Genomic DNA, 23969 nt, shown 5'->3' on the forward strand with positions numbered 1-23969 from the left:
GGCTTTAGGTAGGACAGGCAATCAACTTATCCAAGCGGCGAGCATCCCATGTCCGAGACTTTCGACCTGATCCTGAAGAACGGCACCGTCCACACCCCCGGCGGCGCGGACAATGCGGACATAGGCGTCCGCGCGGGCAAGATCGTGGCGATCGGGACCAGCCTGGGCGATGCGGGCGAGGTGATCGACTGTTCGGGCCTCGACGTGCTGCCGGGGTGCATCGACAGTCAGGTGCATTTCCGTGAGCCTGGGCTGGAGCACAAGGAAGACCTGGAATCAGGCAGCCGGGCGGCTGTGCTGGGCGGGATCACCGCGGTCTTTGAAATGCCCAACACCAACCCCAACACCGACAGTGCAGAGCGGGTGAGGGAAAAGCTGGATCGCGCGCATCATCGCATGTGGTGCGACCATGCCTTTTATGTCGGTGCGACGGCGGACAATGCCGAGGCGCTGAAGGAACTGGAGCGCATACCCGGCACGGCGGGGGTCAAGATATTCATGGGCGCGTCGACAGGCAGCCTGCTGGTGGACGATGACGACGCGCTGTCGCGGGTCTTGGCCAGCGGGACGCGCCGCGTCGCCATCCATGCCGAGGATGAGGCGCGGATGAATGCGCGCAAGGACCTCCGGGTCGAGGGGGATTCGTCTTCGCACCCGATCTGGCGCGACGATGAAAGCGCCATGATCGCGACGAAGCGGATCATCGGCCTTGCCCGGAAAGCGCGGCGGCGAATCCATATCCTGCATGTGACCACCCCTGCGGAACTGGCGTATATTGCCGGGCACAAGGATATCGCGACATGCGAAGTGACGCCGCAGCACCTGACGCTGGCGGCGGAGGACGCCTATCCACGGCTGGGCAGCTATGCGCAGATGAATCCCCCGATCCGGTCCGCTGCGCATCGGGACGGCCTGTGGCATTGGTTGGCGCAGGGCGTGCCGGATGTCCTGGGCAGCGACCATGCCCCGCATACGATAGAGGAAAAGGCAAAGCCCTATCCCGCCAGCCCCAGCGGCATGCCCGGCGTGCAGACGCTGGTGCCGTTGCTGCTCAACCATGTGGCGGAAGGCAGGCTGTCGCTGCGTCGTTTTATCGAGCTTACGTCTTCGGGGCCGCAGCGGGTGTTCGGGCTGGTGGGCAAGGGGCGCATCGCTCTGGGCTATGATGCCGACTTCACCGTGGTCGACCTTAAGAAGCGGTGGACCGTGGGCAGCGAATGGCTGGCTTCACGCTGTAACTGGTCGCCCTTTGAAGGGATGGACCTTACCGGAAAGGCCGTTGGCACCATCGTGCGCGGCCATCGGGTGATGTGGGAAGACACGCTGGCTAATGAGGCGGTCGGTGAGCCGGTCCGGTTTGAAGCGACCGAATTTTACTAAGCGGGGGAAAGTCTGTTCCGGCGGGCGACGGTCACGCTGTCGCCCGCGAAGAGAATGAGGCCAAGCCATATCAGCGCGAAGCTGGCCATCTGACCGTGCGACAGTTTTTCACCGTAGAGGAAGACGCCGCACAGGAATTGCAGCGACGGCGCCAGATATTGCATCAGGCCCAGCGTGGCCATCGGCAAACGATGTGCCGCCATGGCGAAAAGAACCAGCGGTATGGTGGTCAGCGCGCCCGAAGCGATCAGCAACCATGTGACATAGGCATTGGTGCCCAGGCTGATCCCGCCATGCGCGGATAGCCACAGCAGATAGGCCAGCGCGAAAGGCGTCAGGATCAATGTTTCCACGCCCAGACCGGCCATCGGCGGCACCGGCGTCATCTTGCGAATCAATCCGTAGAAGGCAAAGCTCAGCGCCAGGAGAACGCTGATCCAAAGGGTGGTGAGTGCTGCGGCGGCCATGATGGCGACGCCCAGCGTTGCGATGGCGATTGCCAGCACCTGTGCACGTCGCAGCTTTTCCTTGAGCACCAGGACGCCCAGCGCGACATTCACCAGTGGATTGAGGAAATAGCCAAGGCTGGCGGCGATCACATGATCGTTGTTGACCGACCAGACATAGGTCACCCAGTTAATGCCGATGAACAGCGCGGATCCCGCCAGCGGCAACAGCAGTTTCGAGTCCCGAAAGGCGCTTAATAGCGGGCCGAGGCCGCGCCGTGCCGTCAGTACGCCAAGGATCAGCAGCAGCGACCAGATGACACGTTGGGACACGACTTCGACCGGGGCCACTTCGTGAAGCAGCTTGAAGAAAATGGGGAGCAGTCCCCAAAGCCCATAGGCACCCAGAGCCGCGAGCATACCTGCCCGCAGTTCAGGATTATGTTCGTTCAGAAAATCCCTCCCCCGGCGAACAGCCGCAGCGCGCCAAAGGCCGCGACGATCAGGCAGAAGTTGCGTCCGCCATTCCGGCTGGACGCCATGCCGATCAGCGCACCGACCAGGGCAAGCGGCACGAGCAGCCAGTTGAGGATCGCCACGAACGGCAGGATCGCGGGGATCATCAGGACAAGGGCGACAAGTCCGATCAGGACTGAAACTATATTAAGCATTATCAACACATGGCCATTCCGGCGCCGAAGGGCAAGGTGGCGATAATGCCGACATGCAAAGAATGGCATGGCGGAAATATTTGGCGATTCACCAAAAAGCCTAACGGAAAATTAACCTGCGCTCTTCATCTCCTGTTTACGAAGGAGTGAAGCTATGGTGCGTTTCCCGACTGCCTGCGTGGCGGCGTTTTTGTTGATCCTGCCTTTGGGAGGGTGCGGCAAGGATGACAAGGATGCCGATCTCAACGCCTTGGACGCCCAGCTCACCAATGACGCCGTCGATCCCGCTCTTAAAGGCGCGCTTGCCGGTCAGATCGTTGTCGATCCCAATCTGACCAGCCAGTCGAACCGCAATGCCGTTCGTCCAGCTGACCGTCCCGCCAATGCCGCGCTGCCCGTATTGAAGGGTGATGCCGCCCAGGCGCTGGCCCAGTCGGTGAAGCTGGCTGGCGGCAAACTGCTTGCTACGCCTGCTCCTGCAAAGGGTGAGGCGATGGAATCGACTACGACTCTGGCGGCGCTGGCCCGTGAACAGTCGCAGCCCGGCGGCAACGTCTATTGCCGCAAGAATCTGGTCTACGGAATGCAGTGGGCCAGCCGCTTGCCCGACCCGTTTACTGTGTATCCCGGCGCGCAATTGATGGAAGCTGCCGGCGCGGATAAGGATGGCTGCACGCTGCGCGCTGCGACCTTTGTGACGCCAGTGCCGCGCCAGAGCGTCATGGATTTCTATTATACGCAGGCGCGCAGATCAGGCTTTGAGGCCGAGCACCGGATATTGGGCGGCGACCATGTGCTGGGCGGCACGCGCAAGGATGATGGTGGCGCGTTCATGTTGCTGTTCACCGACGCGCCGGGCGGTAAGACCAGTGTTGATATCATCGCCGACAACGGGCGCTGATAACGCCGATAGCTGAAGATCGCCCCATTTCCTTTGTCGCGATTTCCCTCTAGGGCGGCGGCATGAATAATATCCTCCTCGTCATGGGTGGCGGCGCTGTGGGCGCGCTCGGGCGCTATCAGCTTGGCCGCTTGTCGGGCCATTTGTTTCCCACTGCCCTCTGGCCATGGGGAACCTTTGCGGTCAACCTGCTGGGCGGGTTCGCGATGGGGATAGTCGTCGGATGGCTCGCACGGTTTCACGCCGCACCCGGCGAATCCCTTCGCCTGTTGCTGGCAGTGGGGCTGCTGGGCGGTTTCACGACCTTTTCTTCCTTCAGTCTGGAAATGGTGCTGATGATCGAACGGGGCCAGTTCGGCATGGCTATTGGCTATGCGACCTTTTCCGTCGTCGGCGCGGTCGCCGCGCTGTTCGGCGGGCTTAGCCTGATGAGGACTATCGCATGAAGGGGCGTCCGCCAGGCAAACCGCAGGGACCCGCGCGTGGCGGGCGGAAACCGGGTGGCGGAGGTGCTCCTGACAGGGCGCGGGGTGGAGCCAAGGCCGCACGGGCGCGAAAATCCGAAACGCCCAGATCCAGCTCGAAGCCGCCAGCCAAGTCCTTGGGCACAAAGGTGGCGGCAGTGAAGGCTCCCGCGGCGAAGGCTCCGGTTGCGAAATCCTCTGCCGCAAAGGGCGTGTCGCTGGATGTCCGCCAGTTTCGCGTGGGCGTGGACGATGACGGCATCCGCCTCGATCGCTGGTTCCAGCGGCACTTGCCGGACATCGGCTTCAACACCGTGTCACGTTGGGCGCGTACGGGGCAGTTGCGGGTCGATGGCGCGCGCGCGGCGCCGGGTGACCGGGTTGCTGCCGGGCAGAGCATACGTGTTCCTCCTGCAGAACCCAAGGCCGCCGAGACCGCCAAACCAAAGCGTGCAAAGCCAGAACTGAGCGAGGATCAGGCCATGTTCGCGCAGAACATGGTGATCCACCGCGACGCGCAGGCAATTGTCCTCAACAAGCCGCCAGGCCTTGCTACCCAAGGTGGGACCAAGACCGACGAGCATGTCGACGGACTGCTCGACGCGTTGGAGTTCGAGCTGGAACAGCGGCCCAAATTGGTCCACCGACTGGACAAGGATACGTCCGGCGCGCTTCTGGTCGCTCGGACGGCGCGGTCGGCGGCCTATTTTGCCAAGGCTTTTTCCAGCCGCACGGCACGAAAGGTTTATTGGGCAATCGTGATCGGCGTGCCGTCGATCAATGACGGCATGATAGAATTGCCCATCGCCAAGCAGCCCGGCACCGGCGGGGAAAAAATGCATGTGGATGAGGAGGAGGGGCTTCCTTCCCGCACCCGTTATCGCGTGATCGAACGGGCGGGCAACCGCGCCGCCTGGGTCGAACTGCAACCCCATACCGGTCGCACCCATCAGCTGCGCGTCCATATGGCGGCCATTGGTCATCCGATTGTGGGCGACGGCAAATATGGGGGCAAGGAATCTTTCCTGTCCGGCTCGATCAGCCGCAAGATGCACCTTCATGCCAGGCGTATTCGGGTCGATCATCCCGATGGCGGGCGAGTTGATGTGAGGGCGGAATTGCCTGAACATTTCGCGGCCAGCCTTGTCTCCCTGGGCTTCGACCTGTCGGCGGGCGACCTGCCGCTGGACGAGGAAATCGAGCGTAAGCCCACGCGCGAGGATGAAAAGAAGCTGGCCCGCGCCCATGCCAAGCAGGTCCGCAAGGGCCGTCGCGGCGAACGTCGCTCGCGTGGACCGGGCGAGGGGCGGGATTTGCGCAAGAAATGACCAATCGCCTGGCCGTTTTCGATTGCGACGGCACTTTGGTGGACAGCCAGCACAGTATTTGCGCCGCGATGACCCGCGCCTTTGAAGGCGAAAAGCTGACCGCGCCTGATCGCGTGAAAATCCTGTCAGTGGTGGGGCTGTCCCTGCCGCTCGCCATCGCGCGGCTGCTACCCGAAGCGGAGCCGGATTATCATGATCATCTGTCGGAACGTTATAAAAGCGCGTTCCAGCAACTGCGCCGCGAATGCGCGGTATCAGAACCGCTCTATCCCGGCATGGCGGAATTGATCCGCGATCTGGATGCCGCCGGTTGGCTGTTGGGAGTTGCGACGGGAAAGTCGGATCGCGGGCTTGCCCTGTGTCTGGAGCATCATGGCATAAATGCCCATTTCGTGACGCTGCAAACCGCAGACCGGCACCCGTCAAAGCCGCACCCTTCCATGCTGCTGACCGCCATGGCCGAAGTGGGCGCATCGCCCGAAACCACGGTGATGATTGGGGATACGAGTTTCGACATCGATATGGGCATTGCCGCCGGAACGCGAACGCTGGGCGTGGGATGGGGCTATCATGATCCTGCGGAGCTTGTGGCGGCGGGCGCTAATGGCGTGGCCATGGACAGCAGTGAATTGCATCGCCATATCGTCGGCCAATGAGCGATATTACTCCTCCGCCGCCCGTTGATCCTGAAAAACTGGCTCGCCAGCGCTATTTCGCGCTTGGCCTGTTTCGCCTTTCCGGTGCGGTCATTGTCATGTTCGGGTTCCTCATCCTGATGCAGCGATTCAGCTGGGTCCAGGGCGGGAAAGCCAAGGCGATGGGCGCGATCTTCGTTATGGTCGGTCTGTTCCAGTTCGTGATCGTGCCTCGCCTGCTGTTGGCTTTGTTCAAGAAGCCCGCGGCGCATCAGGTCGAGGATGAGCATCAGTGAAGCGGTTTTACAAGCAAGCCGCCATTGCCGAATGCGAAACGGGTTTTGGCATTCACCTTGATGGCCGCCCGGTGCATACGCCCGCGCGCGCGCCGCTGATCCTGCCCAGGGCGAAGCTGGCTGAGGCGATTGCCAGCGAGTGGCGGCGGCAGGGGGACAGTATCGATCCACGCACCATGCCGTTCACGGGTCTGGCCAACGGTGCGATTGACCAGATCGCCACCAATCGTGAAAACTTTGCTGCCGGGATCGCGCGCTACGGCGAAAGCGATCTTCTATGTTACCGGGCGGAGGGGCCAAGCGAACTGATTGCTCGCGAAGCGGCTGCGTGGGACCCGCTGCTGGAATGGGCACAGCGGCGCTATGACGTCACTTTGCGAGTGACCAAGGGCATCGTTCCGGTGGAACAGCCGGTTGAGACGCTGGGCCGATTGAGCGCGGCGGTTATGGCTTTCGATCCGTTCACCCTGGCGGGACTATCGACGTTGGTCACGCTGTCCGGGTCGTTGATATGCGGGCTGGCCATCGTGGATGGCGGCCATGACACGGACGTGATTTGGTCAGCGTCCGAAATTGATGAGGTCTGGGAGGTTGAGCAGTGGGGCGAGGACGCGGACGCCGCTGCCCGGTCCGCGCGGCGCCGGGCTGAGTTCGGAATGGCGCGCACCTTTTGCGATCTGGCGCGCGGCTGACGGTCGATTTCCGAGCGGGACGCCTTGCCGCCGGTCGTCCGCATATCTCAGGGGCGGGAGCCTGCTTCAGGCAGCGTTTGACGTCAGCTTGTTCGCGTAAAGCAGTCGTCCTTGGCCCAACAGGCCCAGCAACTGCGGCAGCATGTGCCGCGCAACGGCGAAGCAGCCTTCGCTGCGGCCAATCTTTCCCCAGCTGGCGATGTGATTTTCGCTCACATAATCGGCGCCATGGATGACGATCGCCCGCATTTCGGCGTTATTGTTCAGTGGGTCGAGTCCCGCCAGCCGCATCGCCTGGCCATGTTGCCCATCGTAAATCATACCGGTTTTATACGCTCCGGCGCTACTAGCGAGGGAGTTTGGTTCATTGGAAAAGCTTTGCAGCCAGCCCGAATGCTCCGGGTCGGACCCTCTGCCATGGGACACGAGGTAGGAACTGGCATGGCCGCCCACCAGATCGACGATATGGAAACGCAGTTCCCGCGACGGCGCGTTGAAATCCGCCAGCGCTACACGGTCTCGTAGTTCGAACATATGCTGATGCTGATCCAGCGCCGCCTTGGCGCGCGCCAGCAGTTCGGCATAGGGTTGGTTGGCCAAAGGTCCGCCAGCCTTTGGCCGGGGGCCAGGGGTCAGTGGTCTGGGCGGCAACGGAGTTACCGGCGTCGCGCGTCCGACGCTGTCGGCAAGAAATGAAAGAGCAAATCCGCTTAAGGCAAGCTTCGTAAAACTGCGACGATCCATGGCATCCAATATAGCAATTTTGAAGCGCCGCTCCAAGAGCAGGGATTAACGGCTGGCCGCCCGCATATGGCAGACGACCAGCCTTTGCTTCAATTCATGGCGTTGTTGGCGTCTTCAGTGCTGCTGTCCAGCCGCGCGGTCATGCCAGTGGCCGCGGCGTCGTCCTGAATCTGCTGCAGTTCCGAAATGGTTGGGGGCGGTGCCGGTTCGGGTGCGGTCATGTTGTTGCTGGGTGGGGGCAGCGGCGCTTCAGGCTCTTCGATGATCACATTTTCAACCGGCGGTTCGACCATATTGTTGACGACGGGCGCTTCTTCCTTCTCGCCACAGGCGGAGAGGATCAGGGCGCCAGCGAGTGCGGTCAGGGCGATAATGCGCATGATGGGTCAGTCCTTTGCTGCAATGGTGTTCGATGGCGCGGCGGTGGGATCAAGCCGACTGCTCGACGCTTCGATCTTTTGGGCGAGCAGCTTGTCCCAGCCATAGGGATCGGAACGGAAATGCATCGTGCCGTTACCGCTGGCGAAAGCCGTCCAGTAAAGCAGATAGACCGCCACCTCCTGGGGCAATTGCACCCGCTGCGTCTTGCCGGTGTCGATCATGGTCTGGACCTTGCCGACAAGGTCGGGATTGCCTGCGACCATCAATTCGGCGAGCGACACAGGCTTTTCCAGCCGGATGCAGCCATGGCTGGCGAGCCGGTCATAGCTGGCGAATTTGGCGCGGGCAGGCGTGTCGTGCAGGTAGACGGCGAAGGGGTTGTTGAAATCGAACTTCAGGCGACCGAGCGCGCTGTTCGGCCCGGCGGGCTGGACGATCCGTTCCCCTGTTTCCGGCGTGCCGACGATTTTATAGCCCTGCCGCTTCAACGCTGCGCGTCCCTTGGGCCACAATTCTTTCTTCGCAATCGATGCAGGCACGTTCCAGGGCGGATTGACGACGATCGAATGGATGCTGGATGTCAGCATGGGTGTTGCGTTATCGGGGGAGCCGGTGACCGCACGCATCGACGTGATGGGCTGATCGCCTTCAAACATGGTCAGCACGGCGGCGGCGATGTTGACCTGCACACGGTTGACCGGCAGCTGGCGAGGCATCCAGCGCCACCGTTCCATATTGGCCATGATGGCGGCGATACGGTCATCCACAGGCACGTTCAGTTCGCGCAGCGTGCGCGTGTCCAGAACGCCAGTCGGGTTGAGGCCATAGCGGCGCTGGGCGCGCTGAATCACGTCAACCAGCTTTTCACCGGGTTTAACGCTCATATCCTCTATGGCGATACGCTGGCGGACAGTGTCAGGCGATGATTTGGCCGTCAGCGCGGGCCAGCCACCTTTGTCGCGGATGGCTTCATAAGTGACAAGACCACGGCGCAGGCCGTCATAGCCCGAATAGGGAGGCGTTAAACCGGCGACCCACTGCGGCACGCGATCTTCGGCCACCGCGCGGGCAAGTCCGGGGCGCGGGTCGAACGGCGCCGGGCGCAACGCCCAGACTTCCAGAAAGTCGGCGGTGTTGACCCGCCCGGTGCTCAATGCCTTCGCCCGATCCAGGACGGCAGCGATCAAGGCCTCGCCGCTCAATCGCTTGCTGGGCCTGCTGCGGGCCATCAGGCCTTCTTTGGTGCCGCCCTTCAACCAGTCGTTCAGCCAATCTTCCTGAGCAGAGGACAGCGGCGGAATTGGAACTGCTGGCGCGACCGGGACAGGTGGCGGGACCACCGGCTGAGCGACGGGAGGCAGGGTTGGCGCCACTGCTGGAGGTTGCGCAAACAGAGGCGCACCCGACAGGCCCAGAAGGGAAGCGGCGGATAAGCGGATCAAATCGAGACGGTTCATGCTGGACCAGATAGCGCAAAGCCCCTGTGGTTCAAACTCGCCTTTTTCTAAAAATATGATCCGCTCCATCGCCATGCGACCTTGTTCCACGCCAGAACGGGCCGGATATCTTCAATGCGCCGTCGGCAAAGGCGCGATTACGTCCCGCCCAGGGCTCATCACTTTCGCTGCGATCAGCCCGGCCGCACCCAAGGCGATGAAGTCACTAAACGTGAGGTAAAGCATATATCCCCAGGGCGCATGATTGAATACCGACTGCCCAATATGAACCCAAAGCACGGCGGCGGTGGTAAAGAGGATCGCCGTTCGGGCGCGGCTGCCAAAATCGGCGGCGACGAAACGGAGCGCGATGGCGATCAAGATGCCGACGACCAGCGCCAGGATAAATCCGCCGATCAGGGCGGCGCTGTCGGTGACCGGAAAGCCGCTGCTATTGTAGAAGACGGTCGCAATCGGGCCTTTTCCATAGAGGATCGTGCCTTGCGCGGTGGCTGGATCAGGAATGATGTAAACCCCGGTCCCGTTCACAGTGAGCGCCTGAGCCATGGCCGCCTGCAGGTTTGCGCTCGCCTGTTCATCGGCGCGATGAAAGGCCAGGGCGCTGAGCGGTGTGCCCCAGAATATGAAATAGATGATGAACATGGCGATGCCGCCTACGACGCCGCTTGCGATCGTTCTGACCATATATGCTCCTGTCCCTACCGCCTTGAAGATGACAGCAGAACGCGGGGAGGGGCATATCTTTCCAGCGGGGCGGTCAGGCGGGTTTGCGCGCTGCCTTTTCCGCAATGCCGGACATGCCCTCACGCCGGTCAAGCTCATCCAGGACGGCGTCCAGCGGAATGCCGAGATCGCCAAGCAGGATCAACAGGTGGAACAGCAGGTCCGCACTTTCGCCGACCAGGTTGTCCCGGTCGTCTGCCATGGCAGCGATGACGGCTTCCACCGCTTCTTCGCCGACCTTCTGTGCGATCTTGGCGCGGCCACGACCCGTGAGTTTCGCGACATAGGATAAGGCGGGATCGGCGGTCCGCCGCTCATTTATGGTTTTTTCGAGGTCGAAGAGGGTTGAGCGCATGATATCCATCAAGCCTTAGGTGGCGGGGGCGTCAACTAAAAGTTGATGTCAGCCCTTGCGGACCTGAACACCGGCAGCTGCCAGCGCCTGATGCGCTTCCGCTACCGTATGCTGGCCGAAATGGAAGATCGAGGCGGCAAGGACCGCGCTGGCATGGCCTTCGATCACGCCTTCGACCAGGTGCTGAAGCGTGCCCACACCGCCGCTGGCAATGACGGGGATCGACACGGCATCGGCGATGGTGCGGGTGAGGGCGAGGTCATAGCCCGCCTTCGTGCCGTCGCTGTCCATCGACGTGACCAGCAGTTCGCCCGCGCCCAGTTTTGCCAGGCGGATGGCATGTTCAACCGCGTCGATGCCTGTCGGCTTACGGCCACCATGGGTGAAGATTTCCCAGCGGCCACTATCCACACGCCGGGCATCTACCGATCCTACGACGCACTGGCTGCCAAAACGGTCGGCGATGTCGGCGACCACTTCTGGTCGAGTGACGGCGGCGCTGTTTACCGCGACCTTGTCCGCTCCTGCGAGCAGCAGGGCCCGCGCGTCGTCCGGGCTGCGGACGCCGCCGCCCACGGTCACGGGCATGAAGCAGACTTCCGCCGTGCGACGAACGACATCCAATATGGTCCCGCGCGCTTCATGCGTGGCCGTAATGTCGAGGAAGCATAGCTCGTCGGCCCCGGCGGCGTCGTAGACGCGCGCTTGTTCGACAGGGTCGCCTGCATCCCGCAGGTCGACAAAGTTGACGCCTTTGACGACGCGACCATTTGCGACGTCCAGGCATGGAATGACGCGCGTGCGGACGGTCATGGCATAAAGCCCATCACGCTGCCGCCCTCGCAATGGCCAGCGCCGCCTTCAAGTCCAGCCGCCCGTCATAAAGAGCACGGCCCGTGATCACGCCTTCAATCCCGGCTTCCGTGTGCAGGCTGAGCACGCGAATGTCGGCGATGCCCGCCACCCCGCCGCTGGCGATGACGGGAATATCGGTGGCGCGGGCGAGGTCGAGCGTCGCATCGATATTGCATCCCTTCAGCAGGCCGTCGCGACCGACGTCGGTGAAAAGCAGGCTCGCAACGCCCGCATCTTCAAAGCGGCGGGCAAGGTCAGCAACCGGCATGTCGGACTTTTCCGCCCAGCCGTCCGTCGCGACGAAGCCGTCGCGCGCATCGACGGCCACGACGATGCCGCCGGGAAAGTCGCGGGCTGCAGCCTTCACGAATTCGGGGTCCTTCAACGCGGCGGTGCCGATGACGATGCGCGACACGCCCAGGTCGAACCAGCGTTCCACCGCTTCGCGATTGCGGATGCCGCCGCCCAGTTGAACATGGCCGGGAAATGCCTGGACAATGTTCTCTACGGCATCGGCGTTGATGGCGCGGCCAGCAAAGCTGCCGTCGAGGTCGACGACATGCAGATGTTGCGCGCCCGCGTCGGCAAAGAGCCGTGCCTGCGCCGCGGGATCATCGCCATAGACGGTGGCGCGGTCCATGTCGCCTTCGGCGAGGCGCACGACCTGTCCGGCCTTTAGATCAATGGCGGGGAAAACGATCAGAGACATGGATTCTACCGATTGATTGTGCCGAACGCGCGCCTGCGATGGCGGGTGCGCGGATCGGGCGCTGATACTAAAGCGTCGCTGGGGAAAGTGGACCCCAAGCCCCTTCCTTGGGAGGAGCGCGGCATTTCATTCGCTCCGTCGAGGGTCATGGACGCCACTCCAGGAACCGGGACAGGAATGACAGGCCGTAGCTCTGGCTCTTTTCCGGGTGGAACTGACAACCGATGATCGTATCGCGGGCGACTGCGGCAACCAGTGGGCCGCCATGCACCGTGATCGCCGCGACGTGCGCAGGATCAGCTGCTTCGAAATGGTAGCTGTGCAGGAAATAGGCTTCGCCGCCGACCAATAGGGGGGGCATTCCTTGAAGGATCACGTCGTTCCAGCCCATATGCGGCACCTTGACCGCCGGATCGGTCGGTTCGATCAACCGCACGGTGCCGGGAATCCAGCCCAGCCCTTCATGCCGCCCGAACTCTTCGCCTGCATCGGCCAGCAGCTGCATGCCCACGCACACGCCCAGGAATGGCGCGGCGCGCTGATGAACCGCGTCGTTCATCGCATCGACCATGCCGGGGACCGCGACCAGCGCATCGCGGCAAGCACGAAATGCGCCGACGCCTGGCAAAACGATGCGATCCGCCTTGGCCACGACATCGGGGTCGGCGGTGATGACCAGATCGTCCGCACCGGCCTTTCGCAGGGCGTTATAGACCGAATGAAGGTTGCCTGCGCCGTAATCGATCAGGGCGAGCGCGCTCACAGCATCCCCTTGGTAGAGGGAATGGCGTCCGCCTTGCGCGGGTCGATTTCCACCGCCTGTCGCAATGCGCGGGCAAGCCCCTTGAAGCAGCTTTCGACGATATGGTGATTATTGCTGCCGTACAGATTTTCGACGTGCAACGTTACGCCCGCTGCCTGCGCGAAGCTGTGGAACCAGTGTTCGATCATCTCGGTATCCCATTCACCGAGTCGCTGGACCGTGAAGGGCGCCTTGAACACCAGCCAGGGTCGGCCCGAAATGTCGAGTGAGACGCGTGTTAGCGTTTCATCCATCGGCGCGTAGGCGGTCCCATAGCGGGAAATGCCGCGCTTGTCGCCCAACGCCTTGGCCACTGCCTCGCCAATCGCGATCGCTGTGTCTTCCGTCGTGTGATGCTGGTCGACATGCAGGTCACCCAACGTCTTCACATCCATGTCGATAAGGGAGTGCCGTGACAGCTGCTCGATCATATGGTCGAGAAAGCCTATCCCGGTGGACACGGCATAAATGCCCGTGCCATCCAGGTTGACAGTTACGTCAATCTGCGTTTCCGCAGTGTTGCGGTGAATTTCGGCCGTGCGCATGCTGCGCCCTATACCCAAGTGGGCGTGCTATGCAATGTGCCCCGCGCACTTGACCCGCCGCGCCGCGCCGTTAGGACATTGCCCCATGAGCGAAGACCTGCCTGACAGCCTGATTCCCTATGATGAAATCGTCCAAGAGGCGCTGCGGGCCGTGGTTGGCCGCGTCCTGGGCGAGGTTGAACGGTCCGGCGGCCTGCCGGGCAGTCATCATTTTTACATCACTTTCAAGACGCAAGCCGTGGGGGTCGACATCCCCAAGCATCTGGCTGAACGTTTTCCCGATGAAATGACGATCGTGCTACAGAATAAATTCTGGGACCTGAAAGTCGGGGACGATGCTTTCGGTGTTAGCCTGACCTTCAACCAGATCGCGTCGCATCTATATATTCCCTTTGCCGCGATCACCGCTTTCGTCGATCCGGCGGTCAACTTCGCGCTTCAGTTCCAGGCGCAGGCGGACGAAATGCCCGAACCCCATGAGGAAGCGGAGAACGACATGCCTCAGGTCACGGCCGAGGACGGGTCCAATGTCGTCACGGTTGATTTCGGCAAGAAGAAATAAAGGCTGGCGGAGCGGCAACCCGCTCCCCAGATTGGCAGCATCCCGGCTGAAACAGGGGAGCGCGCCTTGAACGACATTCGCATCGAAACCGACAGCATCGGCCCGATCGACGTGCTAGCCAGCGCCTATTGGGGCGCCCAGACACAGCGCAGTATCGAGAATTTCCCGTTCGGGCCTGATGAGCGCATGCCTGTCGGCGTCATCCATGCATTGGCCATCGTTAAGCAAGCTGCCGCCCGCGTCAACCGGCTGCATGGGTTGGACCCGGCTACTGCCGATGCAATTGAGACGGCGGCGCAGGCCATTGTTCAGGGCCAGCATGACGACCAGTTCCCGCTGGTTATCTGGCAAACGGGCAGCGGCACTCAGTCGAACATGAACGTCAATGAAGTGATCGCCGGTATCGCCAATGAGGCGATGACAGGAAAGCGCGGCGGCAAGGTTCCGGTCCATCCCAACGACCATGTGAACATGAGCCAGTCGTCTAACGACAGTTTTCCGACGGCGCTCCACATAGCGGCGGCGCGGGCGGTCACGGGCGCGTTATTTCCGGCGCTGGACCGGCTTCACCAATCGCTGGACGACAAGGCGAAGGCTTGGGCGGGCATTGTGAAGATTGGCCGCACGCACCTGCAGGACGCCACGCCCATGACGTTGGGGCAGGAATTTTCGGGCTATGCCTACCAGCTTTACCGATGCCGCAACCGGATTGAACCGGCCGTACTCCACGGCATGATGGCGCTGGCCCAGGGCGGGACGGCGGTGGGCACCGGGCTGAACGCACCTGATGCATTTGACGTGGATGTCGCTCGCGAAATTGCGGCGATAACCGGACTGCCGTTCCGAACAGCCGACAACAAGTTCGAAGCGCTCGCGTCCAACGATCCGCTGGTGCATTTATCCGCCACGCTCGCGACGCTGGCGGTTGCGCTTACGAAGATCGCGAATGACATCAGGCTTTTGGGCAGCGGCCCGCGATCGGGCCTGGGTGAATTGGATCTGCCCGCCAATGAACCGGGCAGTTCGATCATGCCGGGAAAGGTCAATCCAACCCAGTGCGAGATGCTGACCATGGTCGCCGCGCAGGTCATCGGCAATCATCAGGCCGTGACGGTGGGAGGGCTGCAGGGCCATCTTGAACTAAACGTATTCAAGCCGATGATCGGGGCGGCGGTGCTGCGTTCCATCCATTTGTTAAGCGTTGGAATGGACAGTTTCGCCCAACGATGTGTCGAAGGGGTGACGCCGAACGAAGCGCGTATCGCCGAACTGGTCGATCGGTCCCTTATGCTGGTCACCGCCCTCGCGCCGGAGATCGGTTATGACAACGCCGCAAAGATCGCCAAACATGCTCATACCAACGGGCTGACGCTGAAGCAGGCGGGCCTGGCTCTGGGCCTTATCGACGAACAAAGTTTTGACCGGCTGGTGCGACCGGAAAATATGGTGTGACCATGGCGGAACCCCGCAAGGTTCGATACATTGACGCTGTATGAAGAAAATCTCCACCGCTCAGCCGCTTGTCACCGTCCGTCCGCCGCGCAAGGCGGGTCTTTTGCGAAAGGTGGCCCGGTTGGGAGCGACTGTGGTCGCCGCTCGCGTTGCGGCCGCCACCGGCAAGAAAGGCGTGGTGGGTATCGTTGCAGGCGTTGGAGCCAAGCGCGTGATCATGCGTCATCCACTGGGTGCCCTGTTCGTGACCGGCGCCTATCTCGCAGGCAAGGCCTATGAGGCGAAGCGTGAGGTGGATCGCAAGCGGTCGGTGCGCGCCTTGCCGGACATGAGCGGTGAACCGGTCCTCATTGAAGCGCCGGTCAAGGAACGGCAGGGCAAGGCCTAAAGCGCTGATTGCCAGGTCTTTATCGCTTCTATTGGCCAGCCAAGCATCAAGATGTTGAGCGTCAGATTGTCACGAATGACGTAGAGAGCCGCCAGTTCCATCACCATGGTGGCCAGCACGGTTACGGCAGTTGGTGCGCGCGCGGCAAACAGAAATCCGATCGTCATCATGCCTATGTCGCTCATGGAATTGAGGATGGTGTCGCCCCTATAGCCCAGGGCGATGGTAGCGGTGCGGTAACGGTCGATGATGATCGGCGAATTTTCCAGGATCTCCCACACCGATTCGATGGCTACGGCCAATGCCAGGCGCGGCCCCATCGGCTGGCGGCGCATCAATAGACAGGCAGCGGCGTAGAACAGGAAGCCGTGAATGACGTGGCTGAGGCTGTACCAGTCGGCAATGTGCTGGCTGTTGCCGCTGTCGAGCGCCCCGTGCCACAATTCGACCCGGCCGCAGGTGCAAATGAGCGGGCGCGCCATCAGATAGAGCAGCACGCCTGCGACAATTGCGATGACTGCGGCGATCAGAAATCCACGCCGGTTGCGGGCCTGTTTGCTTCTGGACAATGTCTTCCCCTTTTCCGCCTCTTGCCAAATCGCGCTCGCGGCGTCACTAGCGGCCATGGCCGACAGCATCCCCACCGAAGCGCCCGATTTCAAGCGGCGCGGCGTGCTCTTCGTACTTTCGTCGCCGTCTGGCGCGGGCAAGTCCACGATCGCGCGCAAATTGCTTGCCGCTGAGCCTGACTTGGCCATGTCCGTTTCCGCCACCACGCGTCCGATGCGACCGGGGGAGGTTGAGGGACGGGATTATCATTTCGTCGACCTGGAAGAATTCCGGCGGATGACGAACGACCATGAGTTTCTGGAATGGGCGCATGTGTTCGGGCAGCGCTATGGCACGCCCCGCGCGCCGGTCGAAGAGATGCTGAAGAGCGGGCGCGACGTCCTGTTCGACATCGATTGGCAGGGCGCGCAGCAGCTGCACCAGATCGCCGGTGGCGATGTTGTGCGCGTGTTCATCCTCCCCCCATCAATGCAGGAATTGGAACGGCGCCTTCGCGGGCGTGCGACTGACAGTGAGGAAGTCATCGAAGGCCGGATGTCCCGCGCCGCTAATGAGATCGCGCACTGGGACGGATATGACTATGTGCTGTGCAACGTCGACGCGGATGACTGTTTCCAGCGGGTCCAGACCATCCTGCACGCCGAACGCATGAAGCGCAGTCGGCAGACCGGCCTGATCGGGTTTATCCGCAAGCTCAGCCGCTACCACCAGGAAGATTGACGGGACAGGTCGAACCGGGCGCTCTGCGTCAAACGTCGAACCCGGCAGGGTCCACCCAATCCGGGTGGACGAAGGCCATGACCTTGAACAATGTTCCCATGGCGTCATCTGCTGTCAGCCGGTGACGGGCGGCCTCCACCTCCGCAGCGCGTTGGGGTGCGGTGCGGGCCAACTGATCCGCGCGCCCGTCGATTCCCAGCAGACGTAAAAAGCTGCCTTGGCTGACGGGACCGAGCACGCGCAAGCCCGCCTGTCGCGCCATGTTGCCGATCATCGTGAAATCGACATGGGTGGTAAGGTCGCTTTCACCCGGATCGACAAAGGGATCGACGAAGCCGTGGCCACGCACGGCCTGCAATGTGTCGCCAATCGCGGGGCCTTCATAGCCATAGTCGATGATGATCGCCGCCCCCCCTTGCCGCGCGATCCGGGACGCGAGTTCCAGGGCAATTGCCGCTCCCGCCATCGGCAGTTCGAAGATGGAGCCTTCGGGCGCGTCGGCAGCCATCAATGGAATGCCCGATTCCACCCGGCGATAGCCCGGCATCGGCAGGAAATGAGTGGCGTCATCTGTGGTTGAGTGGATCACCACGCGTTCCCGCCAATCATCGCCCGCCCGCACGATCTGGCGCACGGGGAGGGCGTCGAAAAATTCATTGGCGACGACCAGCAAAGGGGCATCGCTGGGCAGGCCCGCGACATCGTCACAATGTCTGACATTCGGGACGAGGATGCGCTGGCGCTCGCGCAGGGTAGGGCTGGTTTCCACGAAGCGGACTTCGGGAGTGAAGTCTACACTGGCCATGGCGCGCAGCGCGTCGGACGCGAGCGTGCCGCGTCCCGGACCCAGTTCAGCATAGATAGCGTTGGGACGGCTGCCCGAACGCATCCAGATGTCGGCTAGGCAAAGACCCACAAGCTCCCCGAACATCTGGCTGATTTCGGGGGCGGTCGTGAAGTCGCCCGCGACGCCGAGCGGATCGCGAGTGCCATAATAATGCTGATTGGCTTCCGCCATATAATGCGCGATCGAGATTGGCCCGCCGGAGTCGATCTGCCGCGCGAGCCGATCGGCGAGTTTCATCGCGTCAGCTGACACTCGCGGTGCCCGCAATGGGTTCCACGCGAACGCGACGGCCTTTCGCCGTGATGATCAGATAGAGGCCACCCAGGATCATCGGGACACACAGCCACTGGCCCATGTGAAGGCCGGTGCGGGCGGCGAACTCCATGAGCTGGGCGTCAGCCTCACGATAAAATTCGACGACGAAGCGGAAGACGCCGTAGCCGAGCAGGAAAATGCCCACGAGCAGGCCGGGCTTATAACGCGCACGCGTTTTCCAGAAGGCGAATGCCAGGATCAGGAACAGCAGCAGGCCTTCGAGGACGGCTTCGTAAAGCTGGCTTGGATGGCGGGGGAAGGGGCCGCCGGTCGGGAAGATGATCCCCCAGGCGACGTCGGTTTCCTTGCCCCACAATTCGCCATTCACGAAATTGGCGAGGCGACCGAAGAACAGCCCGAAGGGAACGCAGCAGGCCACATAATCATGGATGCGCAGCCAGCTCAGCTTTTCCTTGCGCGCCATGTAGAGCACGGCAAGCGACACGCCAATGACGCCACCATGGAATGACATGCCACCGTTCCACAATTTTAAGATGTCGAGCGGATTGCGAAGGATATCCGGCTGATAAAAGAGGACATAAGCCAGCCGCCCGCCGATGATAATGCCCAGCGTCGCATAGAAGATCATGTCGTCGGCATGTCGCCGCGCCATTGGCGATCCGGGCTGTGCCACCAATTTCAGGAGATACCAGTAGCCGACGAGAATGCCCGCCAGATAAGCCAGGCTGTACCACTTCAGCGTGAAAAAGCCGAGGTCGAGCGCGACGGGGCTAAGCCCCAACTGGTCGAAATGGATGGCGGTGGAAGCTGCGGCGGCAATGTCTAGGATCAAGTCGGCGTACCCCGTGGCAAATATTACCCTGCCATAGATCAGGTTGGGGGCTGGAGGAAAGGGGCAAAGCCATGGAATCGCGGGTGAGGGACCGCACCCTAAAGCGCCTGAAAAGCGCTACTTCATTATCGTTTTTGCTCTCGCATCTTAATGGGCATAATGGTCGGGGAGAGGAATTACGGCTCAGGACTGGGATGATGCGGATGAGAGAGCGCTTCTTTCGTTGGTTTCGTCCTCTCCCGCGAGCCACTGTCTCGCGTCGGCTTCATCGCGGAACACCTTGATCAAAGGATTGGGCATCACGCGCTCGGCTTGAAGCTTGTTGAGCATCTGGGAGACCAGGACGGCTACGCGACCCACTGGTTGCATGATCGGCGCATCGGACATTTCCGCAAAGGCGCGCATGACTTCGGCTGATTGGGTTGGTTGGCCGCGACTGTCTTGCAATATGGTGAAAGGCCTTCCGTCTGCCTTCAGCCGGGTCAGAACGGCCGTCAGCTCGCGCTCATAGCGCGCAACTTCCTCTACATCCCAGAAGCCGCCACTCCGCTGGGTCAGCACACGCGATTTTTCATCAAATTCGATTGTGTACACGATTTTCGCCTCTGCCTGTTCTCGCTCTGACTTGGATGCAGAGCTTATGTTCATGTCACCTCAGGGCACGACCGTTGACGCTGGTCGATCTACGCCCTGTTCGCATTATTCGTCGCATTTCCAAAGTCAGCATATCAACCATCACTTCGAAAAAGCTTAAGATCGCGAACAGAACGTCGATATGCCTCAAATGTTTCGTCCAGAAAGTCCTGATATAGCCATGGTTTTTGAGGGATGACTGGAACCATCTGTGATTTTTCTTTCCAGCCATGCACGAAGCAGGCGGATAACAAAAAAGCCGCCCGGTGAGGGGCGGCTTTTCTGTTTGATCGCGAAAAGAAAGATCAGGCTTCTTCAGCCGGGGCTTCTTCAGCTTCCACGGCGATTTCGCCGGGTTCCGCGTTCGGGTCATAGTCTTCGGTGAAGCCAGCCTCGTCCTTTTCGAACAGGTCAGCCATCACGTTCACGCCCTGCGCCTGCAGTTCGGCTTCTTCCGGCGAGCGTGCGACGTTCACCGTGATGGTGACGGCAACTTCCGGGTGAAGCGCGACCTTGACGTCGAACACGCCCAGTGTCTTGATCGGGCGTTCCAGCACGACCATCGCCTTGGACACGTTGGTCACGCCATCGGCGTGCAGCGCTTCCACAACGTCACGGACGGCGACCGAGCCGTACAGATGGCCGGCATTCGACGACTGGCGGATCAGGACGATCTGCTTGCCGTTGACGCCTTCGGCAGCCTGTTCGGCGTCCGAGCGACGAGCGGCGTTGTCGGCTTCGATCTTCGCGCGGTTGGCTTCGAAGACCCTCTTGTTGGCGTTGTTGGAGCGCAGCGCCTTCTTGTTGGGCAGCAGGAAGTTACGTGCGTAACCGTCCTTCACGGTGACGATGTCACCGATGGCGCCCAGCTTCTCGATCCGTTCGAGGAGAATGATTTCCATGAGTCTTACTCCCTCACTTCACGATGTAGGGCAGCAGGCCCAGGTGACGGGCGCGCTTGATGGCCTGGGCCAGCTCACGCTGCTTCTTGGCGGACACCGCAGTGATGCGGCTGGGGACGATCTTGCCGCGTTCGGACACGAAGCCCTGCAGCAGACGAACGTCCTTGAAATCGATCTTCGGCGCATCCTTTGCGGCGAAGGGGCAGCTTTTGCGGCGGCGGAAAAACGGGCGTGCCATGTTTCAGATCTCCTTATTCGCCAGCGGGGGCTTCTTCGCGATCGCGGCGCGGGCCACGATCTTCGCGCGAACCACCTTCACGGGGACCACGGTCGCCACGCGGGCCGCGATCACCACGTTCGGAACGCTCCTGCTTGCGCATCATGACCGACGGGCCAGCTTCCAGCTCATCGACCTTGATGGTCATGTAGCGGATGATGTCTTCGTTGATCTGAGTCTGGCGTTCCAGCTCGGCAACAACGCCGGCGGGGGCGTCGATGTTCAGCATGACATAGTGCGCCTTGCGGTTCTTCGCGATCTTGTACGCGAGCGAACGCAGGCCCCAGGTTTCGACCTTGGTCACTTTGCCCTGCATATCTTCGACGATCTTGGTGGCGGTTTCCGCCAGTGCGTCCACCTGCGCCTGTGCCAGATCCTGGCGCGCAAGGAACACATGCTCGTAAAGAGCCATGGGTATTGCCTCATCTGTTGGCCGATCGCTGACGCGCGCCCCATGCGCAACGCCCCTCCGGCTGTCGTCTCAAGCATTCTATCACATCGTTTCGAGTCACCCCGGCCCGTGCGAAGCGGCGCCTATGGCGGAAACGCGGCAAGTTGGCAAGGAGGAGTTGGGCTTTGTTCAACTGTCCGCAAAATGCCTTGGCCCAATAAGAACGCCTCCGGGGGAGGAGAACCCCGGAGGCGTCCGCCGCCCGCTGGCAAGGGGTGGCGTTAGCGAATGACGTTGCCGATGATGGCGCCGATGATGCCGCTGGTGATAGCGATCAGCACAGCGTCATTGCCTGACCGGACCCACTGATATCCGCGCGGCGGTGCGTTCAGGCGATAGTCGCGATAATTGTTCACGACGCGATAGTTGCGCGCGTCGCGGCGATCGAAGCGCTGGCCCTTGGCCCAGCGGCGATTGTCGTTCTTGCGCACCGACTGCTGCTTGTAGACCGTCTTTTGCTTGTAGGATGCGCGACCGTGCGGACCGTGCTTCACCACGCGGGTGACTTCGCGATGGGGGGCGGCCTGGGCCTGGGTGGCCAGCAGGGGGCTGGCGACCATGGTGGTGGCGGCCAGGCTCATCAGCAGTTTCTTGATCATCTCACTTGCTCCTTGTCTTGGTCCTGTGCGCCTGTGTTGCGGCGTTGAAGACAGATTTAGGAGGAAGTTGTCGCGAGAATGTGCCGGATGACGCCGCTATTGTCTTGAAGTGTAACCGTCATTCATGGCGAAGGGCGTCGATGGGATTGAGCGCCGCCGCCCGGCGCGCCGGGAAATAGCCGAAAACCACGCCAATCGCCGCCGAGAAGAGAAAGGCGATGACGTTGACGCGAACGTCGAAGATGAAGGGCACCTGCATCAATGGCGCGATGACCACCGACGCTGCGAGCGCGAGGAGCAGCCCGATAAGGCCGCCGAGACAGGACAGCACGATCGCTTCGACCAGGAATTGCATCAGCACTTCGCGCGCTACCGCCCCGATGGCAAGGCGGATGCCGATTTCGCGCGTCCGTTCCGTCACCGAAACCAGCATGATGTTCATGATACCTATCCCGCCGACCAGCAGGGAAATGGCCGCCACCGCCGCGACGATCTGGGTCAGGATGGTGGTGGTGCCGGTGAGCGTGTCGCTGATCTGTTTGGTGTCGAAGACGTTGAAATTATCCTCTGCCCCCGGCTTCACCTTGCGCCGGTCGCGCATCAATTCCTCCAGGCTGGCCTGGACGGTGGAGGTGTCATAGGCATCGTCGACCGCGACCAATATCTGGCTGATGTCGCGGTCGCCGGTGAAGCGGCGCTGGACGAACTTGATCGGCATGACGACGACATCGTCCTGATCGCCAAAGCCGCCCTGGCCGCGCGTCGCCAGCGCGCCGATCACCTGGCAGGATACGCCTTTTATACGCAGCCGCTTGCCGACCGGGTCGCTGCCTTGGAAAAGATTGGTGCGCACCGTATTGCCGATGATGCAGACGGGCTTTCCGGCCTCCTCCTCCTCCGGCATAAAGAGCCGACCCGTGTCCGATTTCCAGCTTTGCACTTCGAAATAGGATGCGGTGGTGCCGTAGACGGTGGTGGACCAGTTGCTGCCTTCGTAGATGGCGGTGCCGCTGGACTGGACCAGGGGTGCGACGGCGCGCACGCCGGTCAGCTGATTTTCGATGGCCGTGAGGTCGGCGGGCTTGAAGTCAGGTGGGCGGGGACCGCCGCCGCCACGGCCAAAGCCCTGTCCGGGCCGAAGCTGAAGGACATTTGCGCCAAGCGAGCTGATCTGTTCCCGCACGGCGGCGGTCGCGCCATTGCCCAGCGTCACCATTGTGACGACCGCCGCCACGCCGATGATGATGCCCAGCGTCGTCAGAAAGCTGCGCAGCTTATGCCGGTTGATCGCGCGGAAGGCGAGGATGACGGTAGTGCCTAGCATCCTGATACCTCGCAAAAGGTGCGGGACGCGGAGTGGAGCGGAAAGATGTTCATGCGCTCACACCTTCTTCAATCCGCTCCACATGCCCATCCTTGAAATGGATAAGCGTGCGCGCATAGGCGGCCATGTCGGGTTCGTGCGTGACCATGATGACCGTGATGCCAACGTCGCGGTTCAGGCTGGTCAGCAATTCCATGATTTCCAGCGATCGTTCCGAATCGAGATTGCCGGTCGGTTCGTCGGCCAGCAACACGGCGGGCTGCGTCACGAGGGCGCGGGCGATGGCGACGCGTTGCTGCTGGCCGCCGGACAGTTCCGCAGGCGTGTGGTCCCACCAGTCCTTCAGCCCGACCTTGTCGAGCGCCGCCATGCCCGCTTCATAGCGGGCCTTCCGGTCTTCACCACGATACAGCAGGGGCAGTTCCACATTTTCAAGCGCGGTGGTGCGGGACAGCAGATTAAAACCCTGGAATACGAAGCCGAGATAACGGCGGCGCAGCAGGGCGCGCTGGTCGCGGTCCAGCGTTTCGACATGGCGACCCTTGAACAAAAATTCCCCGTCCGATGGCACGTCCAGGCATCCCAGGATGTTCATCGTGGTCGATTTGCCCGAACCCGATGGCCCCATGACGGCGACGAAATCGCCTTCGCGGATGTCAAGGTCGATCCCTTTGAGCGCCTGAAAAGCGGTGGGGCCAGAACCATAGACCTTCGTCACGCCGCGCAGGGATATGATGGGGTCGGCGGCCACC

Annotated in this window: 32 protein-coding genes; 11 read left to right on the plus strand and 21 right to left on the minus strand. The window is 61.7% G+C overall.

Going from position 1 to position 23969, the window contains the following annotated elements; translation table 11 throughout:
• Positions 1 to 48: 48 nt before the first annotated feature.
• Positions 49 to 1380 carry a dihydroorotase gene (locus ACI3KQ_RS06355; RefSeq protein ID WP_404955878.1) on the plus strand — a complete coding sequence of 444 codons (1332 nt, stop codon included), beginning with the start codon at positions 49 to 51 and terminating at the stop codon, positions 1378 to 1380.
• On the opposite strand, the gene rarD is transcribed toward ACI3KQ_RS06355, so the two are convergent.
• Complete coding sequence (gene rarD / locus ACI3KQ_RS06360; RefSeq protein WP_404955879.1) at positions 1377 to 2246, minus strand: EamA family transporter RarD; 870 nt, start codon at positions 2244 to 2246, stop codon at positions 1377 to 1379. The two genes, ACI3KQ_RS06355 and rarD, sit on opposite strands and share 4 nt — an antisense overlap.
• 29 nt (positions 2247 to 2275) lie before the next feature.
• On the minus strand, positions 2276 to 2497 hold the full coding sequence (locus ACI3KQ_RS06365) for a hypothetical protein (protein ID WP_404955881.1): 222 nt from the start codon (positions 2495 to 2497) through the stop codon (positions 2276 to 2278).
• Positions 2498 to 2651: 154 nt separating this feature from the next.
• On the opposite strand from ACI3KQ_RS06365, the gene ACI3KQ_RS06370 reads away from it, so the two are divergent.
• The 6 genes from ACI3KQ_RS06370 (at position 2652) to ACI3KQ_RS06395 (ending at position 6813) form a co-directional block, all read left to right on the plus strand.
• Positions 2652 to 3398, plus strand: coding sequence for a hypothetical protein (locus tag ACI3KQ_RS06370; RefSeq protein WP_404955882.1), 747 nt, complete (start codon positions 2652 to 2654; stop codon positions 3396 to 3398).
• Positions 3399 to 3460: 62 nt separating this feature from the next.
• Entirely contained in the window at positions 3461 to 3844 is a 384-nt protein-coding gene (gene crcB / locus ACI3KQ_RS06375; protein WP_404955884.1) for a fluoride efflux transporter CrcB, read from the plus strand.
• The gene (locus ACI3KQ_RS06380) at positions 3841 to 5190 is read left to right on the plus strand and encodes an RluA family pseudouridine synthase (protein WP_404955885.1); all 1350 of its coding nucleotides are present in this window, start codon (positions 3841 to 3843) and stop codon (positions 5188 to 5190) included. The genes crcB and ACI3KQ_RS06380 overlap by 4 nt, the downstream gene beginning before the upstream one ends.
• Positions 5187 to 5846 carry an HAD-IA family hydrolase gene (locus tag ACI3KQ_RS06385; protein WP_404955887.1) on the plus strand — a complete coding sequence of 220 codons (660 nt, stop codon included), beginning with the start codon at positions 5187 to 5189 and terminating at the stop codon, positions 5844 to 5846. Before ACI3KQ_RS06380 ends, ACI3KQ_RS06385 begins: the two co-directional genes overlap by 4 nt.
• A complete protein-coding gene (locus ACI3KQ_RS06390; protein ID WP_404955888.1) occupies positions 5843 to 6121 on the plus strand; it encodes a hypothetical protein in 279 nt (92 codons plus the stop codon). The genes ACI3KQ_RS06385 and ACI3KQ_RS06390 overlap by 4 nt, the downstream gene beginning before the upstream one ends.
• Positions 6118 to 6813 (plus strand): ATP12 family chaperone protein, encoded by a 696-nt coding sequence (locus ACI3KQ_RS06395; protein ID WP_404955890.1) that lies wholly within the window; start codon positions 6118 to 6120, stop codon positions 6811 to 6813. The genes ACI3KQ_RS06390 and ACI3KQ_RS06395 overlap by 4 nt, the downstream gene beginning before the upstream one ends.
• Positions 6814 to 6879: 66 nt before the next feature.
• On the opposite strand, the gene ACI3KQ_RS06400 is transcribed toward ACI3KQ_RS06395, so the two are convergent.
• From ACI3KQ_RS06400 to hisB, 9 genes are all read right to left on the minus strand, one after another.
• Positions 6880 to 7557 (minus strand): murein L,D-transpeptidase catalytic domain-containing protein, encoded by a 678-nt coding sequence (locus tag ACI3KQ_RS06400; RefSeq protein ID WP_404955892.1) that lies wholly within the window; start codon positions 7555 to 7557, stop codon positions 6880 to 6882.
• A gap of 89 nt (positions 7558 to 7646) precedes the next feature.
• A complete protein-coding gene (locus ACI3KQ_RS06405) occupies positions 7647 to 7937 on the minus strand; it encodes a hypothetical protein (protein ID WP_404955893.1) in 291 nt (96 codons plus the stop codon).
• A gap of 6 nt (positions 7938 to 7943) precedes the next feature.
• On the minus strand, positions 7944 to 9395 hold the full coding sequence (locus ACI3KQ_RS06410) for a L,D-transpeptidase family protein (RefSeq protein ID WP_404955895.1): 1452 nt from the start codon (positions 9393 to 9395) through the stop codon (positions 7944 to 7946).
• A gap of 111 nt (positions 9396 to 9506) precedes the next feature.
• The gene (locus ACI3KQ_RS06415; protein ID WP_404955897.1) at positions 9507 to 10079 is read right to left on the minus strand and encodes a hypothetical protein; all 573 of its coding nucleotides are present in this window, start codon (positions 10077 to 10079) and stop codon (positions 9507 to 9509) included.
• Positions 10080 to 10152: 73 nt separating this feature from the next.
• Positions 10153 to 10473, minus strand: a complete 321-nt coding sequence (locus tag ACI3KQ_RS06420) for a phosphoribosyl-ATP diphosphatase (RefSeq protein ID WP_404955899.1) — start codon at positions 10471 to 10473, stop codon at positions 10153 to 10155.
• Positions 10474 to 10521: 48 nt separating this feature from the next.
• On the minus strand, positions 10522 to 11286 hold the full coding sequence (hisF, locus tag ACI3KQ_RS06425) for an imidazole glycerol phosphate synthase subunit HisF (RefSeq protein ID WP_404955900.1): 765 nt from the start codon (positions 11284 to 11286) through the stop codon (positions 10522 to 10524).
• Positions 11287 to 11299: 13 nt separating this feature from the next.
• The gene (hisA, locus tag ACI3KQ_RS06430; protein ID WP_404955902.1) at positions 11300 to 12037 is read right to left on the minus strand and encodes a 1-(5-phosphoribosyl)-5-[(5-phosphoribosylamino)methylideneamino]imidazole-4-carboxamide isomerase; all 738 of its coding nucleotides are present in this window, start codon (positions 12035 to 12037) and stop codon (positions 11300 to 11302) included.
• Positions 12038 to 12182: 145 nt separating this feature from the next.
• Positions 12183 to 12800 (minus strand): imidazole glycerol phosphate synthase subunit HisH, encoded by a 618-nt coding sequence (gene hisH / locus ACI3KQ_RS06435; RefSeq protein ID WP_404955904.1) that lies wholly within the window; start codon positions 12798 to 12800, stop codon positions 12183 to 12185.
• Entirely contained in the window at positions 12797 to 13384 is a 588-nt protein-coding gene (hisB, locus tag ACI3KQ_RS06440) for an imidazoleglycerol-phosphate dehydratase HisB (protein ID WP_167303351.1), read from the minus strand. The genes hisH and hisB overlap by 4 nt, the downstream gene beginning before the upstream one ends.
• 85 nt (positions 13385 to 13469) lie before the next feature.
• Here hisB and ACI3KQ_RS06445 point away from each other — a divergent pair, with 85 nt between their 5' ends.
• The 3 genes from ACI3KQ_RS06445 (at position 13470) to ACI3KQ_RS06455 (ending at position 15786) form a co-directional block, all read left to right on the plus strand.
• Positions 13470 to 13946, plus strand: a complete 477-nt coding sequence (locus tag ACI3KQ_RS06445) for an SspB family protein (protein WP_404955906.1) — start codon at positions 13470 to 13472, stop codon at positions 13944 to 13946.
• A gap of 66 nt (positions 13947 to 14012) precedes the next feature.
• Positions 14013 to 15398, plus strand: coding sequence for a class II fumarate hydratase (gene fumC, locus ACI3KQ_RS06450; RefSeq protein WP_404955908.1), 1386 nt, complete (start codon positions 14013 to 14015; stop codon positions 15396 to 15398).
• Positions 15399 to 15438: 40 nt separating this feature from the next.
• A complete protein-coding gene (locus tag ACI3KQ_RS06455; protein WP_404955909.1) occupies positions 15439 to 15786 on the plus strand; it encodes a hypothetical protein in 348 nt (115 codons plus the stop codon).
• Here the strand turns inward: ACI3KQ_RS06455 and ACI3KQ_RS06460 are convergent.
• Positions 15783 to 16355 (minus strand): DUF2585 domain-containing protein, encoded by a 573-nt coding sequence (locus tag ACI3KQ_RS06460; RefSeq protein WP_404955911.1) that lies wholly within the window; start codon positions 16353 to 16355, stop codon positions 15783 to 15785. The two genes, ACI3KQ_RS06455 and ACI3KQ_RS06460, sit on opposite strands and share 4 nt — an antisense overlap.
• 55 nt (positions 16356 to 16410) lie before the next feature.
• On the opposite strand from ACI3KQ_RS06460, the gene gmk reads away from it, so the two are divergent.
• A complete protein-coding gene (gene gmk, locus ACI3KQ_RS06465; RefSeq protein WP_404955912.1) occupies positions 16411 to 17076 on the plus strand; it encodes a guanylate kinase in 666 nt (221 codons plus the stop codon).
• 28 nt (positions 17077 to 17104) lie between these two features.
• On the opposite strand, the gene ACI3KQ_RS06470 is transcribed toward gmk, so the two are convergent.
• The 9 genes from ACI3KQ_RS06470 to ACI3KQ_RS06510 form a co-directional block, all read right to left on the minus strand.
• Entirely contained in the window at positions 17105 to 18160 is a 1056-nt protein-coding gene (locus ACI3KQ_RS06470; RefSeq protein ID WP_404955914.1) for a class I SAM-dependent methyltransferase, read from the minus strand.
• A 4-nt stretch (positions 18161 to 18164) separates the two neighbouring features.
• Entirely contained in the window at positions 18165 to 19031 is an 867-nt protein-coding gene (gene lgt / locus ACI3KQ_RS06475; RefSeq protein WP_404955916.1) for a prolipoprotein diacylglyceryl transferase, read from the minus strand.
• A 183-nt stretch (positions 19032 to 19214) separates the two neighbouring features.
• The gene (locus ACI3KQ_RS06480) at positions 19215 to 19625 is read right to left on the minus strand and encodes a hypothetical protein (protein ID WP_404955918.1); all 411 of its coding nucleotides are present in this window, start codon (positions 19623 to 19625) and stop codon (positions 19215 to 19217) included.
• A 344-nt stretch (positions 19626 to 19969) separates the two neighbouring features.
• Positions 19970 to 20566, minus strand: coding sequence for a 50S ribosomal protein L9 (gene rplI / locus ACI3KQ_RS06485; protein ID WP_404955919.1), 597 nt, complete (start codon positions 20564 to 20566; stop codon positions 19970 to 19972).
• A 13-nt stretch (positions 20567 to 20579) separates the two neighbouring features.
• Positions 20580 to 20804, minus strand: coding sequence for a 30S ribosomal protein S18 (gene rpsR / locus ACI3KQ_RS06490; protein WP_167303342.1), 225 nt, complete (start codon positions 20802 to 20804; stop codon positions 20580 to 20582).
• Between the two features lie 13 nt (positions 20805 to 20817).
• Positions 20818 to 21255: a 30S ribosomal protein S6 gene (gene rpsF / locus ACI3KQ_RS06495; protein ID WP_404955921.1), complete on the minus strand. Its 438-nt coding sequence runs from the start codon at positions 21253 to 21255 to the stop codon at positions 20818 to 20820.
• Between the two features lie 260 nt (positions 21256 to 21515).
• Positions 21516 to 21893 carry an RcnB family protein gene (locus ACI3KQ_RS06500; RefSeq protein WP_404955923.1) on the minus strand — a complete coding sequence of 126 codons (378 nt, stop codon included), beginning with the start codon at positions 21891 to 21893 and terminating at the stop codon, positions 21516 to 21518.
• Between the two features lie 118 nt (positions 21894 to 22011).
• The gene (locus ACI3KQ_RS06505) at positions 22012 to 23217 is read right to left on the minus strand and encodes an ABC transporter permease (RefSeq protein WP_404955925.1); all 1206 of its coding nucleotides are present in this window, start codon (positions 23215 to 23217) and stop codon (positions 22012 to 22014) included.
• A 49-nt stretch (positions 23218 to 23266) separates the two neighbouring features.
• Positions 23267 to 23968, minus strand: a complete 702-nt coding sequence (locus ACI3KQ_RS06510) for an ABC transporter ATP-binding protein (protein WP_404955927.1) — start codon at positions 23966 to 23968, stop codon at positions 23267 to 23269.
• Position 23969: the final 1 nt, after the last annotated feature.

The organism is Sphingobium sp. ZW T5_29 (assembly GCF_044987515.1).
Taxonomy (GTDB): Bacteria; Pseudomonadota; Alphaproteobacteria; order Sphingomonadales; family Sphingomonadaceae; genus Sphingobium.